The following is a 17,345-nucleotide window of genomic DNA, read 5'->3' as shown; positions in this document are numbered from 1 at the left end:
TAGATAATCTATATATAGGGAGGTCAAGATGGCAACAGAAAAAAGTGTACTTACGGGCAATACAACTCTACTCATTTTAAAATTACTTGAAGAGCAAGACCTGTATGGCTATCAGATGATTGAAACACTTTCGAAACGATCCAATGAGATGTTCAATTTAAAGGCAGGGACACTGTATCCTATTTTGCATGGGCTCGAAAATGAAGGTATGGTAGAGGCCTATGAAGAACGGGCAGAAGGCGAGAGGATAAGGAAGTATTACCACATTACGAGTAAAGGCAAGAAGCTTCTTGTGGCTAAAAATGAAGAATGGAAGAAATATGTAGGTGCCGTGAATCAGGTTTTAAATGGAGGATTGAGTTATGCAACCATTTGATAAAATTCAAGAATATTCGAAATTTGTTTGTGAGCAAATAAGATGGCAAAGCGCGCATGGCAACATCATAAGCGAAATTGAAAATCACATCAAAGATCAAAGAGATGCTTATATGGCGGAAGGCATGGCAGAAATGGAGGCGACAGAAAATGCAATTCTTCAGATGGGGGATCCGATGATAATAGGCACTCAACTGGATAGAACACATAGACCTAGACCACAGTGGGGGCTGCTCTTGTTAACCATGGCGATTGTGCTAATGGGCGTCCTAGTCAGACACTTTTGGCTTCCAATTACATTAAGTCGCTCCAGAATGATTTTTGAAATAATCAGTATGATCATGGGATTAGCCTTTATGGGTGTTGCCTATTTTTCGGATTTTACTTTGATTGGAAAGTATCCAAAGTTTATATTTGGAGGCATAGTGGGTTTATCGATCGTGATTATTAACATCTCACCAGTTCTTAACGGTAGAGCTTACTACGCCACTTTTATGCCGTTACTTTTTCCGATTGGATTTGTAGCAATCTTATATGCCACAAGAAGTAAAGGCTATTTGGGTATCGTTTTAACGGGCCTATCCTTTATGATTTTAAGTTTTATAACGATGCTCATACCATCAGCGTCTGGATTCTTTAATTTAGGTGTGGTTGCAGGGATTCTTTTAGGAATTGCAGTCTATAAAAACTGGTTTGGACTGGAAAATAAGAGAGGTTATGTACTCGTTTTTTCTATGATGGCATTGCCCCTAATCGTTTGGATTTCAAGTCGCTCTATCGTTTTTTGGACAAGATTTGAAAGCGTGTTTATGCCTTCAAGGAGCACTCTAGGAGGCAGTTATATCTCTGATGGGGTGAAACGTATGCTCTCAAATGCCAAATTTATTGGTCATGGTCATATCGCCACTGGTTTAGGGACTTCTGATTTTCAAATTCCAGATGTAAGTGGAGCATTTTTGCTTACGTATCTCATCTATAATTATGGATGGATCACTTTTATAGGCATTATGAGTATCTTGGCGTTCTTTATCTTTAAGGGTTTTAAAAAGTCTATTAGGCAAAAGAGTATTTTGGGGTTAATGGTATCCCTGTCGATTATGACAACTTACACCATTCAGGTGCTCGGTTCTGTGTTGTGGAGTTTTGGATTTCAGTTGATTTCACCGATGACCTTCCCCTTTATAGCCTATGGCAATATAGCAATGGTTATCAATTTAACACTTGTGGGCATTATGCTTTCGGTGTTCAGAACAGGTGATGTTGTGAAAGATAAAAACTCTAGCTTAGCTAAAAGAGAACGCTTTATCACTTTACAGGAGGGCAAATTAATCATTGACTTTGGGAAAAAATAAAAAACTTTCACGCTATAATAAAGAGATGCATCTATGTTGGATTAACCCTAGATGCATCTCTTTTTGATTAACCTAGATGAAGTGTGACCAGTGTAGAAAGCCTATTGCAAATCGCAGTTCCAACTTCCGATGTCGTGGCATGGCCACCTAAATCTTTTGTAAGATGTTTTTCTTCTACAAGAATTTCTTCAAGTGCTTCAACGATGACCTCATGAGACAATTCAGGATAGAGATGATCCAGCATCATTTTTACGGTCCAAATCATCGCCATGGGATTGGCGATCTGCTGTCCTGCGATTTGAGGTGCAGAGCCATGTACTGGTTCGAACATCGAAGGATAGGTACCCTCTATGTTGAGATTGGCACTAGCTGCGAATCCAAGCCCCCCTTGAAGGGCTGCACCTAGGTCTGTAATAATATCACCGAATAAATTAGAAGCTACAACGACATCAAATGTTTCAGGGCGTTGAATAAAGTACATACTAATCGCATCCACATGATTGACTTCAGTTTTAATATCTGGGTATTGTGCTGCAATGGATTTGAAACGTTCATCCCAGAAGACCATGCTGTAATTGAGTGCGTTTGATTTTGTAGTGCTGGTTACTTTATTGAATTTATTTCTTTTTTGAGCTAAGTCAAACGCATATTTCATAATGCGATCGGTATTCTTTTTAGTGAAGACACCCGTTTGATAAGCTGTGGCTTCTTCAGTATCCATGTTTTCAAAGTGACCATCACCTGAATACTCGCCTTCGACATTTTCTCTAATGACGACGAAATCAATGTCTTCAGGTTTTTTGTTTTTTAAAGGACATGGTGCCCCTTTGAGTAATTTAATCGGTCTAAGGTTTACCGATTGATCAAAGCCTTGACGAATTTTGAGCAGTAAATCCCTTAATGAAACATGGTCTGGAACACCGGGGTATCCCACAGCCCCAAGCAATATAGCGTCATATGATTGAAGCGTATCAAGTGCATCCACAGGCATCATTTCGCCTTTTTCATGATAGTATTCACATCCCCAAGGATAATGTGTGAGATCGGCTTCCTTAAGATTGCGTAGTGCCAAATAATGTTGTAAAACTTTTATCCCCTCTGCAGTGACTTCTTTTCCAATACCGTCTCCAGGGATTACAGCAATTCTTTTCATATCCAAATACGCCTCCACATTTTTATATTTTAAGTGCCCAAGCCTTTAAAATGCCCTTTTGATTTTGTATCTGGCGCAGAACATCGTCTTGCACGGGGAGATCTATTGTCAGTAGCATAAGCGCAGGCTTATGTGTTTTGGAAAGGCTGACATTCATCGTTGAGATGTTGATATTATTTTGACCTAAAAGCAAACCGATTGTACCGATCATGCCAGGACTATCATTGTTTTCGATCATAAGCATGTTGCCTTTAGGCGTGATATCCATAGGATAACTGTTGATGGAAACAATTCGCGGGTCATTTTTGCCAAAAAGAGCACCTTCCATTTCAAAGGTTTGATTTTTGGAGTGAATTTCAATCTTGATAGAACTATTGAAGTCGTCTGTCGTACTAACTCTGCTTTCTGAAACGGTGACGCCCCTATTTTCTGCGATCAACTTGGCGTTGACATACGTCACAGGGGTATCTAATACAGTTTCGTAAAGCCCCTTGATAAATGCCAGTACAAAGGGATCCGTATTGCGGTGTGTAAAATCTCCTTTATAGGTAAAAACAATGCGTTCAACAGCATCGTGATGAATCTGATGGTATATTTTTCCCATTCTTTCGAGCAAGGTTAAATAGGGTTTCATATGCTCTAATTCTTGTTGTGAAAGTGTTGGTAAATTCACAGCATTGGCCACGAGTTTTCCTTTTAATGCCTCAAAGACTTCAATGGCAACAGATTCGCCAACGTTTTTTTGAGCTTCAAAAGTATCTGCTCCAAGGTGAGGTGTGATCACAGTAGATTCAAGATCGAGTAAAGGCGAAATGGGATGGGGTTCGTCTTTAAGCACGTCTATTGCAGCCCCTGCAACTATCCCTTGAGTGAGCGCATCATATAAAGCCGCTTCATCTATAATGCCACCACGTGCACAGTTGACCACACGCACCCCTCTTTTAACGAGTTTAAAGGATTCAGCATTGATGATGCCAATGGTCTCCTTTGTCTTTGGGGTATGAACAGAAATAAAATCGGATTTAACCAACAAGTCCGACAACTGCTCCATTTTTTCAACACCTAATTTTTCAAATTTATCTGAACGAATATAGGGGTCGTAAGCAACCACAGCCATACCGAAAGCTTGCATTCTTGTGGCAACCATTGTTCCAATTCTGCCAAGGCCTATGATGCCAAGTGTTTTCCCTTTGAGTTCTACCCCCCTAAAGAGTGTGCGATCCCATTGCTTTGATTTAATATGCTGATTGGCTCTTGGAATATTCCGCGCCATAGAAAGCATCAAAGCGATCGTATGTTCAGCGGCAGATACGGTATTGGCATCGGGCGTATTTACCACGATGATGCCGCGTTCGGTTGCACCAGCGAGTTCGATATTGTCAACGCCATTACCTGCACGACCAACAACTTTGAGATTCTTAGCATGAGCGTAGAGTTCCTCATTTACTTTTGTGACGCTTCTGACGATCAGAGCATCATATTCTGAGATGGAGGACAATAAGGCTTCTCGGGTAAGGGTGTAATTGACAGTGACATCCATATTTTGTGCTTTTAAAAACGCGATGCCTTCATCGGCAATGTTTTCTGTAACTAAGATCTTCATAACATCATCCTTCCTATATTGTCAAGCCTAAAATCATTGATTTTTAAGGCTTTGGTTTAAATAGTTACCTCGCTAACCAGAGCTAAAAGTGTAGAACAGTCATGATATCATGTACTGAATAGCTAAAATGGGTACAGCTTAATAAGCATCCGCTTGTAATACTCTATAAAGGCCGTGATTCCTCTGTTTAGCTATGATGGTGAACCTTCCGTGTCTAATGGGATCATGTCCCAACTTCCTTCGTCCCACCTGTTCATACACTGAGTGCCGGCTAAGCTTTCTAACAGGGTCTTGCCCTAAGGAAATAACTACTGCCAGCTACAGCTCTTGTTTTTTAGATTTTGATTTTACTGACCAATTTGATCTTCAAGGATCTGATATTCAGTGGACGCTATACCTTGATTCTCTCAGTTAGTCATATTGCTGATAAAGCACTTATAGCGACTTCATCTCAATCGGGTTGCTTTCCAGAACCCTGCTCGAATCCAGATTTTCTGAATCCCAGCAAGGGTCTGGATTGACAATACTATTTTCTTGTTTCTGTTATGCAGCAACTGCTTTCAGTTTAGTCGGTCTCTTTATATCCGCTTTCAACTTCTTAGGGTCATACACCGTGCCGTTTGTAAGCATTGTGTATATCACACGAAGTACCTTGCAAGCAATGGCTATCAGCGACTGCATCTTTTTAAGTGGATTCTCAAGCCTCGTCGTATAGTACGCATGAAGTTCTTTGAACTCATCCGAATGGACCACTACACACTTAGCAGCCTGGAATAACCAATATCTCAGCCGTTTGCGTCCTCTATGACTAATCTTGGTTCTCCCTTTGTGCTTACCTGAGCTACACGCCACAAGTCCTAAGCCACTCAGCTTTTGTATTTCCTTTACATCATCAAACCGCGATATATCGCCCATCTCTGCCAATATTCCAGAAAGTGTATTACTTCCTATCCCTGATATTTCAAGGATGTTCTCAGCGTGTGGAATTTCCATGCATTTTTGATTCAGTTGTTCCTCTACCTCTGAAAGTTGTTCGTCTAGTTCTATAATTCTTTCGACAAACCACTTTACAGCCATTCTACTGGCATCAGTGCCATCCTTCATGCCAACACTTTTGAGGGCATATTTCATAATCTCCTCAGCTCTGCTATAGCCGCGTCCTCTAAGCTTAGCATCATGCCAAATCTGTCTTATGCCATCAGTGCCAAGTGAAACAAGGTCCTCTGGAAATGGTGCTGTTTTTAGAAGTTCTAGGCTGAATGTGCCGTCAAACTTTCCCAGTGCGTCCTTATACTCTGGAAAATATATCTTCATTTCGCGATGAAGCCTATTGAGAAATCGGATTCTATCCTCGTTCAACTGTTCCCTGAACATTGACAGACGACGAAGGTCCGCATACAGTTTTTCTGGAAGATATGGCATTCCAAAGTTGCCATCCTTTACAAGATTTGCAATAAGTTTCGGATCCTTTATGTCATCCTTAAGCTGGCTATTATCCTCTAGTTCTTTTGTTTGCTTCACCGCATATGGATTAACCTGAACAACGCTGATTCCATTGGATATCATCCATGTCGCTAGGCAGAACCAATAGTGTCCTGTTGGCTCCAGACCTAATACAATCTGTTTTTTGTCATTCGCCGCAGCTATCTCAACTGCCCAGTCTTTAGCACTTTCAAAACCCTCTTGTGTGTTGCTAAATGGAAATGCGGATTTACTGAGTTCTCTGCCTCGGGTATCAATCGCTCTTATATAGTGTGTTTCGCTGCCGATATCGCATCCTAAAACAAGCATATCATCACTGATAAAAGTCAATTTTTCGTTTTTATCAAACTTGCCTTTTGTTTCCAATTCATGCCATGTAGATGCTTTAAGATTATTTTTTATGGCTTCCATTTTTTTTAAAATTTCTTGTTGTTCAAAAATATTTGCTGCTATAACTTGATTTTTTTTCTTTTTGCCTTTAAAATTCATCTTAGATACCTCTCGTATTTTTTTGATTTTTTACTAACGGTCTGGTCAGTAATAATCTTAATTTACTTGAGGTATTTTTCTTTGTCAATCGCTTGACCTATTTAAATTATACAGGAAGCTTTCTTATCGAAGACCACTGACATATTTGATAAGAACTCTATTTTCCAGCGACTGAGGATTGGCTGTGCAATTTCATATTTTCTTGATAATTCAGATAATGTGTTTTCTTCTCGAAGGATTTCTAGCACTATTTCTACTTTCTCCTGAGGGGTCCATGTTCTTCTTTTTCTACTCATAACTGTATTATAACTTAAATTTGATTTTTTGTGTCCAACCCTATGTGTACATTATATTAACTCATAGTTATCCAGTGTAGAGTTGATGATCGCTAGGCACATATTTATTATTTATTAACTGCATAAATCTCCTTATTTCTTTTGATATTAAGAGTATATTAGTCTTTGCATATATCATCTTTATATCTTCAAATGTTGAAAATTAGATATTTAGATAAATTACTGTTCTCTAATAAAAATAATTTAAAATAAACCGTTGACTTCGATTTGAATATGAGGTATTATAGTCAAGTCGCCTAATAAACTTGTTGGGAGATAATAAAGCAAGTTATCATATATAGTTTTGTAAAAGAATGTAGAAATCTAAATGATAATATCATTAGAATATAATATTGAAAAATACTCTAAGAAAAGAGTAAAAAAGATATTGACATGATTAAACATAACTGCTATACTGATATAGCTGTCACACATTGTTAATTCTGAATTAAAACAAAGTAAATAGTGTGTAAACAGCAAAACAGGACCTTGAAAATTGAATAGCGCAAATGAATTAAAACACGCAATTCTTTGAGCTTATGGAAACTACTGAGAGCAATCTTGGCAGAGGAAGTTGCTTAATAGAAACAAAGTGATAAAGTCAAAATGGAAGCTTAGGTGGAAGTGGAGACAAACGGAAAAACAAAAGCCAAATAGACCTTTGGGTCGAAAATGGAAGTTAGCTCATTTATGAGCGCTAAGGATTATAATTAAGAGTTTGATCCTGGCTCAGGATGAACGCTGGCGGCGTGCCTAACACATGCAAGTCGAGCGAGAATTAGGGGAGTGGAGACTTCGGTCAAAGCAAGCTTAAGGAAAGCGGCGGACGGGTGAGTAACGCGTGGGTAACCTGCCTCATACAAAGGGATAGCCACTGGAAACGGTGATTAATACCCTATAAGACTACGAGATCGCATGATCTAGTAGCCAAAGATTTATCGGTATGAGATGGACCCGCGTCTGATTAGCTAGTTGGTGAGGTAATGGCTCACCAAGGCGACGATCAGTAGCCGACCTGAGAGGGTGATCGGCCACACTGGAACTGAGACACGGTCCAGACTCCTACGGGAGGCAGCAGTGGGGAATATTGCACAATGGGCGCAAGCCTGATGCAGCAACGCCGTGTGAGTGATGAAGGTCTTCGGATTGTAAAACTCTGTCCTAGGGGAAGAAAAAAATGACGGTACCCTAGGAGGAAGCCCCGGCTAACTACGTGCCAGCAGCCGCGGTAATACGTAGGGGGCAAGCGTTATCCGGAATCACTGGGCGTAAAGGGTGCGTAGGCGGCCTAACAAGTCAGAGGTGAAAGGCATTGGCTCAACCAATGTAAGCCTTTGAAACTGTTGGGCTTGAGTGCAGGAGAGGTAAGTGGAATTCCTAGTGTAGAGGTGAAATTCGTAGATATTAGGAGGAACACCAGTGGCGAAGGCGACTTACTGGACTGTAACTGACGCTGAGGCACGAAAGCGTGGGGAGCGAACAGGATTAGATACCCTGGTAGTCCACGCCGTAAACGATGAATACTAGGTGTCGGGGGTCAAACCTCGGTGCCGCAGCTAACGCAATAAGTATTCCGCCTGGGGAGTACGCACGCAAGTGTGAAACTCAAAGGAATTGACGGGGACCCGCACAAGCAGCGGAGCATGTGGTTTAATTCGAAGCAACGCGAAGAACCTTACCAGGTCTTGACATCCTCCTGAATACACCYTAGCCGGTGTAGGCCTTCGGGACAGGAGAGACAGGTGGTGCATGGTTGTCGTCAGCTCGTGTCGTGAGATGTTGGGTTAAGTCCCGCAACGAGCGCAACCCTTATGTTTAGTTGTTAACAGGTCAAGCTGAACCCTCTAGACAGACTGCCGAGGATAACTCGGAGGAAGGCGGGGATGACGTCAAATCATCATGCCCCTTATGATCTGGGCTACACACGTGCTACAATGGCTGGTACAACGGGCAGCGAAAGAGCGATCTGGAGCGAATCCTAAAAAGCCAGTCCCAGTTCGGATTGCAGGCTGAAACTCGCCTACATGAAGTTGGAGTTGCTAGTAATCGCGGATCAGAATGCCGCGGTGAATGCGTTCCCGGGTCTTGTACACACCGCCCGTCACACCATGGAAGTTGGGGGCGCCCGAAGCCAGTGGTCCAACCCTTWTAGGGAGGAAGCTGTCGAAGGTGAAATCAATGACTGGGGTGAAGTCGTAACAAGGTAGCCGTATCGGAAGGTGCGGCTGGATCACCTCCTTTCTAAGGAGAATTAGACGTTTGCGCTATTCAATTTTGAGGGTCTTGCAATTTTTCGCTTAGCGAAAAATTGGGTGACATGGCACTTGGTAACAAGTGCATAAGCCGTAAGGTTTAACATGAAACTCTGTAAGTAACTCAAAGAAAACAAATTTATAATAGTTGAGAAAGGTTGATACTTCCTCACTTTTACTTTGTAAAGGATAAGCTGTTAGAGATTTGATTTCGTTGAAATTAACAAACCGTAGAGATGAAGTTCCTCGTTTTCTAGCGAAAACTACGTCACTACAAAGTGATGACTTCGTCATTAAGAGGCTAACGCCTCACAAATTTTGATTTCATCAAAACTTGCACTTTGAAAATTGCATATAAACGAGAAACCGACCGAGTTTCAACTTGTTGAAATCTCGGCCCGACATAACGTTTGTTTACAAACGTAGGAGGGTTATAGATGTAGAAAAGTTGGAATTCAAAAACGTATAAAACGTGTCAGATCGTTTTATACAAAACATATTTAGTATGGCCCTCGCTTATGCGAACATATTAAATGTGCGACTAAACTTGTAAAAAAGTCAATGGTCAAGTTACTAAGAGCATAGGGTGAATGCCTTGGTACCAGGAGCCGAAGAAGGACGTGGTAAGCTGCGAAAAGTTACGGGAAGCTGCAAGCAAGCATTGATCCGTAAATGTCCGAATGGGGAAACCCGGCTGGAGTAATGTCCAGTCATCCATAACTGAATAAATAGGTTATAGGAAGGGAACTCGGGGAACTGAAACATCTAAGTACCCGAAGGAAGAGAAAACAATAGTGATTTCCTAAGTAGCGGCGAGCGAACGGGAAAGAGCCCAAACCTAAGTCTACGGACGAGGGGGTGTGGACAGTCGATAAAGGTAGCCTGAATTTTAGCAGAATCGTTTGGGAAAACGAGCCGAAGAGTGTGAGAGCCACGTAAGCGAAAAGAGGAAGGCGTCGAGACTGATCCGGAGTACCACGGAGCACGTGAAACTTTGTGGGAAGCAGGCAGGACCATCTGCCAAGGCTAAATACTACCTGGTGACCGATAGTGAATAGTACCGTGAGGGAAAGGTGAAAAGAACCCCGGAAGGGGAGTGAAAAAGAACCTGAAACCCTATGTTTACAAGCAATGGAAGTTCGTTAAAGAACGACCATGTACTTTTTGTAGAACGGGCCAACGAGTTACGTTATGCAGCAAGGTTAAGTGCTTAAGGTACGGAGCCGTAGCGAAAGCGAGTCTGAAAAGGGCGAAATAGTTGTGTGGCGTAGACCCGAAACCAGGTGACCTATCCATGTGCAGGTTGAAGCTGAAGTAAAATTCAGTGGAGGACCGAACCCATATCTGTTGAAAAAGGTTGGGATGACATGTGGATAGCGGAGAAATTCCAATCGAACCTGGAGATAGCTGGTTCTCCTCGAAATAGCTTTAGGGCTAGCCTTGAGATAGAGAGATACGGGGGTAGAGCACTGACTGTCCTAGGGGCCTTCACCGGCTACCGAAGACTATCAAACTCCGAATACCGATATCTTATGCTCAGGAGTCAGACTGTGTGTGATAAGATTCATAGTCAAAAGGGAAACAGCCCAGACCATCAGCTAAGGTCCCAAAATGTAAGTTAAGTGGAAAAGGATGTGGAATTGCACAGACAACTAGGATGTTGGCTTAGAAGCAGCCATACATTTAAAGAGTGCGTAATAGCTCACTAGTCGAGTGATTCTGCGCCGAAAATTACCGGGGCTAAAACTTACTACCGAAGCTATGGAATTATACTAWGTATAATTGGTAGAGGAGCATTGTGTGAGGGGTGAAGTAGGATCGTAAGGACCTATGGACATCACACAAGAGAGAATGTTGGCATGAGTAACGAGAGACGGGTGAGAATCCCGTCCGCCGAAAACCCAAGGTTTCCTGAGGAAGGTTCGTCCGCTCAGGGTAAGTCAGGGCCTAAGCCGAGGACGAAAGTCGTAGGCGATGGACAACAGGTAAAGATTCCTGTACCACCGAGAACCGTTTGAGAGAGGGAATGACACAGGAGGTTAGGCTAAGCGCACCGTTGGTTGAGTGCGTCTAAGCAACGAGTCTGGGAAGTAGGAAAATCCGCTTCTTGTAAAGGATGAGTTGTGATGGGGAGCGAAATTTAGTAGCGAAGTAGCTGATATCACACTGTCAAGAAAAGTTTCTATCGAGGGAGCAGGTGCCTGTACCGTAAACCGACACAGGTAGGAGAGTAGAGAATACTAAGGCGAGCGAGAAAACTATTGTTAAGGAACTCGGCAAAATGACCCCGTAACTTCGGGAGAAGGGGTGCCTCACTAGGTTCAGAGCTAAGTGAGGCCGCAGAGGATAGGTCCAAGCGACTGTTTACCAAAAACACAGGTCTCTGCTAAATCGAAAGATGATGTATAGGGGCTGACGCCTGCCCGGTGCTGGAAGGTTAAGGGGAAGTGTTAGCGTAAGTGAAGCACAGAACTGAAGCCCCAGTAAACGGCGGCCGTAACTATAACGGTCCTAAGGTAGCGAAATTCCTTGTCGGGTAAGTTCCGACCCGCACGAAAGGCGTAACGATTTGGACGCTGTCTCAACAATAGACTCGGTGAAATTGTAGTACCGGTAAAGATGCCGGTTACCCGCAGCAAGACGGAAAGACCCCGTGGAGCTTTACTGCAGCTTGGCACTGGATAATGGTATATCATGTACAGGATAGGTGGGAGACATAGAAGTGAGGACGCCAGTCTTCATGGAGTCACTGTTGGGATACCACTCTTGATATAACGTTATTCTAACTATGGACAGTAACCCTGTTCTAGGACAATGTCAGGCGGGCAGTTTGACTGGGGCGGTCGCCTCCTAAAGAGTAACGGAGGCGCCTAAAGGTTCCCTCAGCGCGGTTGGAAATCGCGCGAAGAGTGTAAAGGCAAAAGGGAGCTTGACTGCGAGAGGGACACCTCGAGCAGGGACGAAAGTCGAGCTTAGTGATCCGGTGGCACCGCATGGAAGGGCCATCGCTCAACGGATAAAAGCTACCCCGGGGATAACAGGCTTATCTCCCCCAAGAGTCCACATCGACGGGGAGGTTTGGCACCTCGATGTCGGCTCGTCTCATCCTGGGGCTGAAGTAGGTCCCAAGGGTTGGGCTGTTCGCCCATTAAAGAGGCACGCGAGCTGGGTTCAGAACGTCGTGAGACAGTTCGGTCCCTATCTGCTGTGGGCGTAGGAAATTTGAGAGGAGCTGTCCTTAGTACGAGAGGACCGGGATGGACAAACCTCTGGTGTATCAGTTGTTCTGCCAAGAGCACTGCTGAGTAGCTAAGTTTGGAAGGGATAAGCGCTGAAGGCATCTAAGCGCGAAGCCCCCCTCAAGATGAGATTTCCCATCCTTTATGGAGTAAGATCCCATGTAGATAATATGGTAATAGGCCTGAGGTGTAAGTACAGTAATGTATTCAGCTGACAGGTACTAATAGATCGAGGACTTGACCAATGACAAGTTTTCACTTGTGAAAACGAGCAAGGTTTAAGACCACAAAAGAACAAATCGGTTAATCTGATATATGCAATTTTGAGTGTGCAAACATTGAGTTCTTGCTTGCAAGAATCTCAAGCCGACATAGCCTTTACGCAGTAAATGCAGGAGGCATGTCGGAGTGCTTAAACTCAATTAAATATCTGTTGACATAARCAAAGATATGTGATAAYATTATTCTTGCTTATGTAAATGAAAACATAAATCCAGTGATGAAGGCGGAGGGGCTACACCTGTTCCCATACCGAACACAGAAGTAAAGTCCTCCAGCGTCGATGGTACTTGGCGGGCAGCTGCCTGGGAGAGTAGAACGTTGCTGGTTACAAAGAGATCTGATTATCTAATAATCAGGTCTTTTTGCTTTTTTGCAGATAGTATGAGAGTAGAAGAAACATGAAAATGTAAGCTTTCTGTTAAACACAGCCTTCAAAATCATTTCTCACCACCCCATATAGCGTAATCTAGGCATCCGAGGACCAATCCGCAGGCATAGCCGAGGACTCTTGGTCTAAGGTTGCCTAGATGGAGCGAAACGTTGCTGGTTACAAAGAGATCTGATTATCTAATAATCAGGTCTYTTTGCTTTTTTGCAGATAGTATGAGAGTAGAAGAAACATGAAAATGTAAGCCTTCTGTTAAACACAGCCTTCAAAATCTTTTCTCACCACCCTATATAGCGTAATCTAGGCATCCGAGGACCAATCCGCAGGCATAGCCGAGGACTTTTGGTCTAAGGTTGCCTAGATGGAGCGTATCTTTATAAAGTCAATATGAGCATTTGATGTAAATTGGATGCTCCTGGTTGAAACTTTCAGTTTCTGCTAGGGGCAGCCAATTTACTTGGTCACTGTCGATTATTTAGGCATCCCATGCTTTCTTAAAGCGTCTTTAACGACTTGATGACAGTATATATTTGTAAAGTATTGTTTATAGAATAGCCTACAATAAAGCGCGGGTACAAATCTATTATTGAGGTCAGATAAACAAATTCAGTGGGCGTACCTACATATGAAATGTCTATTGACCAAACTTGGTTAGGCGTTGAAATCTTAATATTTCTAAGAAGATAGGGATACGTCTTAGCCATTTTTGTACGTTTACTTAAATTTGGACCTGGATAAAAAGCGACAATATCCATTTCATTCATATAGCGTTTAATAAGGCATCTGCCAATATTGTAACCGAGATTTTTCAGTTCATTTCGAATACGTGTTACCCCGAAAGAGGATTCTTTATAGTAGATTCTGTCAATAGCATTTTTGATGTCTATCTCATCATGTGATGGTTTATGCTCAATGACTGTATGATAGGCTGTGGACCTTGGTAGATCAATAAGTTCACACTGATATTTTACAGTTAGCTTAGAATTTTTAAAATCAATTAATGCTTTTTTTCCTCTTCGTGTTCTTGTTTCAACTTTTCTATATCTTCACCTTCCTATATTGTCAAGCCTAAAATCATTGATTTTTAAGGCTTTGGTTTAAATAGTTACCTCGCTAACCAGAGCTAAAAGTGTAGAACAGTCATGATATCATGTACTGAATAGCTAAAATGGGTACAGCTTAATAAGCATCCGCTTGTAATACTCTATAAAGGCCGTGATTCCTCTGTTTAGCTATGATGGTGAACCTTCCGTGTCTAATGGGATCATGTCCCAACTTCCTTCGTCCCACCTGTTCATACACTGAGTGCCGGCTAAGCTTTCTAACAGGGTCTTGCCCTAAGGAAATAACTACTGCCAGCTACAGCTCTTGTTTTTTAGATTTTGATTTTACTGACCAATTTGATCTTCAAGGATCTGATATTCAGTGGACGCTATACCTTGATTCTCTCAGTTAGTCATATTGCTGATAAAGCACTTATAGCGACTTCATCTCAATCGGGTTGCTTTCCAGAACCCTGCTCGAATCCAGATTTTCTGAATCCCAGCAAGGGTCTGGATTGACAATACTATTTTCTTGTTTCTGTTATGCAGCAACTGCTTTCAGTTTAGTCGGTCTCTTTATATCCGCTTTCAACTTCTTAGGGTCATACACCGTGCCGTTTGTAAGCATTGTGTATATCACACGAAGTACCTTGCAAGCAATGGCTATCAGCGACTGCATCTTTTTAAGTGGATTCTCAAGCCTCGTCGTATAGTACGCATGAAGTTCTTTGAACTCATCCGAATGGACCACTACACACTTAGCAGCCTGGAATAACCAATATCTCAGCCGTTTGCGTCCTCTATGACTAATCTTGGTTCTCCCTTTGTGCTTACCTGAGCTACACGCCACAAGTCCTAAGCCACTCAGCTTTTGTATTTCCTTTACATCATCAAACCGCGATATATCGCCCATCTCTGCCAATATTCCAGAAAGTGTATTACTTCCTATCCCTGATATTTCAAGGATGTTCTCAGCGTGTGGAATTTCCATGCATTTTTGATTCAGTTGTTCCTCTACCTCTGAAAGTTGTTCGTCTAGTTCTATAATTCTTTCGACAAACCACTTTACAGCCATTCTACTGGCATCAGTGCCATCCTTCATGCCAACACTTTTGAGGGCATATTTCATAATCTCCTCAGCTCTGCTATAGCCGCGTCCTCTAAGCTTAGCATCATGCCAAATCTGTCTTATGCCATCAGTGCCAAGTGAAACAAGGTCCTCTGGAAATGGTGCTGTTTTTAGAAGTTCTAGGCTGAATGTGCCGTCAAACTTTCCCAGTGCGTCCTTATACTCTGGAAAATATATCTTCATTTCGCGATGAAGCCTATTGAGAAATCGGATTCTATCCTCGTTCAACTGTTCCCTGAACATTGACAGACGACGAAGGTCCGCATACAGTTTTTCTGGAAGATATGGCATTCCAAAGTTGCCATCCTTTACAAGATTTGCAATAAGTTTCGGATCCTTTATGTCATCCTTAAGCTGGCTATTATCCTCTAGTTCTTTTGTTTGCTTCACCGCATATGGATTAACCTGAACAACGCTGATTCCATTGGATATCATCCATGTCGCTAGGCAGAACCAATAGTGTCCTGTTGGCTCCAGACCTAATACAATCTGTTTTTTGTCATTCGYCGCAGCTATCTCAACTGCCCAGTCTTTAGCACTTTCAAAACCCTCTTGTGTGTTGCTAAATGGAAATGCGGATTTACTGAGTTCTCTGCCTCGGGTATCAATCGCTCTTATATAGTGTGTTTCGCTGCCGATATCGCATCCTAAAACAAGCATATCATCACTGATAAAAGTCAATTTTTCGTTTTTATCAAACTTGCCTTTTGTTTCCAATTCATGCCATGTAGATGCTTTAAGATTATTTTTTATGGCTTCCATTTTTTTTAAAATTTCTTGTTGTTCAAAAATATTTGCTGCTATAACTTGATTTTTTTTCTTTTTGCCTTTAAAATTCATCTTAGATACCTCTCGTATTTTTTTGATTTTTTACTAACGGTCTGGTCAGTAATAATCTTAATTTACTTGAGGTATTTTTCTTTGTCAATCGCTTGACCTATTTAAATTATACAGGAAGCTTTCTGTTATTAAGAATTAATCCCGCACTATTTTTAATAATCTGAACATATTTAATATCGCTATGAGCCTTAAATTCATGTAACTTTGGTTCTTTAAATGAAATGGCAACCCCTAATGAAATAATGATAAACCCGATTGAAATTATGAAAGGAAGATAAATATTATAGCTATAGACAAAACCTGCAAGTAACGACCCAACCGCAGATGCATACAAAAGATAAGATCTTGCTTTCCCTACAATTGTCTGAAATTCTTTCTCTCTGCCTTCCAACTTCAGCGAATCAAACAAAATAGCTGTTTCGGCTCCTGATTTAAACGTCATTCCTATGGAGAATATAATTTCTGCTATAACAAAAGTTGCAAAATTCTGTGCATAAATATAGATGCTAAGTGAAATTATCCACATTATACACCCCATTATTATGGATAACTTTCTGCTGTACTTGTCAGCAACCGCACCTGTTGGTACTTCAAATAGTACAACAAAAAGACTGTTTACTGCGCCTATAGTAAATATTTGTGTGAAATTAAGCCCTTTAGCTAAAAAGAAAATGGTTAATATGGGGCCCAAAATCAGCAAGTCACTAAATACTGAATATAAAATATACTTATGTATATTATTTTCTACTAGCGAACCTGAACTTTGCCTAAATAGTTGTATCCTCTTCATTTGGTTTCTCCTGTCATAGCATTTGAGTGTGATTTGACTATTCTAGCATAACTTATACAGGTTGTAAAGTGGTGCTCCATCTAGGCAACCTTAGACCAAGAGTCCTCGGCTATGCCTGCGGATTGGTCCTCGGATGCCTAGATTACGCTATATAGGGTGGTGAGAAATGATTTTGAAGGCTGTGTTTAACAGAAAGCTTACATTTTCATGTTTCTTCTACTCTCATACTATCTGCAAAAAAGCAAAAAGACCTGATTATTAGATAATCAGATCTCTTTGTAACCAGCAACGTTTCGCTCCATCTAGGCAACCTTAGACCAAGAGTCCTCGGCTATGCCTGCGGATTGGTCCTCGGATGCCTAGATTACGCTATATGGGGTGGTGAGAAAWGATTTTGAAGGCTGTGTTTAACAGAARGCTTACATTTTCATGTTTCTTCTACTCTCATACTATCTGCAAAAAAGCAAAGAGACCTGATTATTAGATAATCAGATCTCTTTGTAACCAGCAACGTTTCGCTCCATCTAGGCAACCTTAGACCAAGAGTCCTCGGCTATGCCTGCGGATTGGTCCTCGGATGCCTAGATTACGCT

General features: G+C 41.8%; 9 protein-coding genes and 3 rRNA genes. 5 read left to right on the top strand and 7 right to left on the bottom strand.

Going from position 1 to position 17,345, the window contains the following annotated elements; translation table 11 throughout:
• The first annotated feature begins 28 nt into the window (after positions 1–28).
• Positions 29–376, top strand: a complete 348-nt coding sequence (locus F3D3_RS13160; RefSeq protein ID WP_069874603.1) for a PadR family transcriptional regulator — start codon at positions 29–31, stop codon at positions 374–376.
• Complete coding sequence (locus tag F3D3_RS13155) at positions 363–1,727, top strand: permease prefix domain 1-containing protein (RefSeq protein ID WP_069874602.1); 1,365 nt, start codon at positions 363–365, stop codon at positions 1,725–1,727. Before F3D3_RS13160 ends, F3D3_RS13155 begins: the two co-directional genes overlap by 14 nt.
• A 67-nt stretch (positions 1,728–1,794) precedes the next feature.
• On the opposite strand, the gene F3D3_RS13150 is transcribed toward F3D3_RS13155, so the two are convergent.
• The 4 genes from F3D3_RS13150 to F3D3_RS25190 all read right to left on the bottom strand — a co-directional run bounded on the left by F3D3_RS13150 (position 1,795) and on the right by F3D3_RS25190 (position 6,750).
• Entirely contained in the window at positions 1,795–2,880 is a 1,086-nt protein-coding gene (locus F3D3_RS13150) for a tartrate dehydrogenase (RefSeq protein WP_139132097.1), read from the bottom strand.
• A 22-nt stretch (positions 2,881–2,902) separates the two neighbouring features.
• Positions 2,903–4,483: a phosphoglycerate dehydrogenase gene (serA, locus tag F3D3_RS13145; protein WP_069874598.1), complete on the bottom strand. Its 1,581-nt coding sequence runs from the start codon at positions 4,481–4,483 to the stop codon at positions 2,903–2,905.
• 543 nt (positions 4,484–5,026) lie between these two features.
• Positions 5,027–6,454, bottom strand: a complete 1,428-nt coding sequence (locus F3D3_RS13140; protein WP_084388820.1) for an IS110 family transposase — start codon at positions 6,452–6,454, stop codon at positions 5,027–5,029.
• A 101-nt stretch (positions 6,455–6,555) separates the two neighbouring features.
• Entirely contained in the window at positions 6,556–6,750 is a 195-nt protein-coding gene (locus tag F3D3_RS25190; protein WP_084389022.1) for a transposase, read from the bottom strand.
• Between the two features lie 745 nt (positions 6,751–7,495).
• Between F3D3_RS25190 and F3D3_RS13135 the strand changes: the two genes are divergently transcribed.
• The 3 genes from F3D3_RS13135 to rrf all read left to right on the top strand — a co-directional run bounded on the left by F3D3_RS13135 (position 7,496) and on the right by rrf (position 12,889).
• Positions 7,496–9,030, top strand: a 16S ribosomal RNA gene (locus F3D3_RS13135).
• 574 nt (positions 9,031–9,604) lie between these two features.
• Positions 9,605–12,525 (top strand): 23S ribosomal RNA (locus F3D3_RS13130).
• 247 nt (positions 12,526–12,772) lie between these two features.
• Positions 12,773–12,889, top strand: a 5S ribosomal RNA gene (gene rrf, locus F3D3_RS13125).
• Together the 16S, 23S and 5S rRNA genes form the textbook arrangement of a ribosomal RNA operon.
• A 555-nt stretch (positions 12,890–13,444) precedes the next feature.
• Here rrf and F3D3_RS24665 read toward each other — a convergent pair.
• The 3 genes from F3D3_RS24665 to F3D3_RS13115 all read right to left on the bottom strand — a co-directional run bounded on the left by F3D3_RS24665 (position 13,445) and on the right by F3D3_RS13115 (position 16,752).
• Positions 13,445–13,831 (bottom strand): IS3 family transposase, encoded by a 387-nt coding sequence (locus tag F3D3_RS24665; protein WP_374700075.1) that lies wholly within the window; start codon positions 13,829–13,831, stop codon positions 13,445–13,447.
• A gap of 703 nt (positions 13,832–14,534) precedes the next feature.
• Positions 14,535–15,962, bottom strand: a complete 1,428-nt coding sequence (locus tag F3D3_RS13120; RefSeq protein ID WP_084389021.1) for an IS110 family transposase — start codon at positions 15,960–15,962, stop codon at positions 14,535–14,537.
• Between the two features lie 106 nt (positions 15,963–16,068).
• Positions 16,069–16,752 (bottom strand): MFS transporter, encoded by a 684-nt coding sequence (locus F3D3_RS13115; RefSeq protein WP_069874597.1) that lies wholly within the window; start codon positions 16,750–16,752, stop codon positions 16,069–16,071.
• Positions 16,753–17,345 lie beyond the last annotated feature (593 nt).

The organism is Fusibacter sp. 3D3 (assembly GCF_001748365.1).
Taxonomy (GTDB): Bacteria; Bacillota; Clostridia; order Peptostreptococcales; family Acidaminobacteraceae; genus Fusibacter_A.
This window is presented reverse-complemented; position numbering and strand designations above follow the sequence as displayed.

Coding starts and splice junctions, on each gene's coding strand:
- F3D3_RS13160 (WP_069874603.1), top strand. CDS start 29: ATGGCAACAGAAAAAAGTGTACTTACGGGCAATACAACTCTACTCATT.
- F3D3_RS13155 (WP_069874602.1), top strand. CDS start 363: ATGCAACCATTTGATAAAATTCAAGAATATTCGAAATTTGTTTGTGAG.
- F3D3_RS13150 (WP_139132097.1), bottom strand. CDS start 2,880: ATGAAAAGAATTGCTGTAATCCCTGGAGACGGTATTGGAAAAGAAGTC.
- serA (WP_069874598.1), bottom strand. CDS start 4,483: ATGAAGATCTTAGTTACAGAAAACATTGCCGATGAAGGCATCGCGTTT.
- F3D3_RS13140 (WP_084388820.1), bottom strand. CDS start 6,454: ATGAATTTTAAAGGCAAAAAGAAAAAAAATCAAGTTATAGCAGCAAAT.
- F3D3_RS25190 (WP_084389022.1), bottom strand. CDS start 6,750: ATGAGTAGAAAAAGAAGAACATGGACCCCTCAGGAGAAAGTAGAAATA.
- F3D3_RS13115 (WP_069874597.1), bottom strand. CDS start 16,752: ATGAAGAGGATACAACTATTTAGGCAAAGTTCAGGTTCGCTAGTAGAA.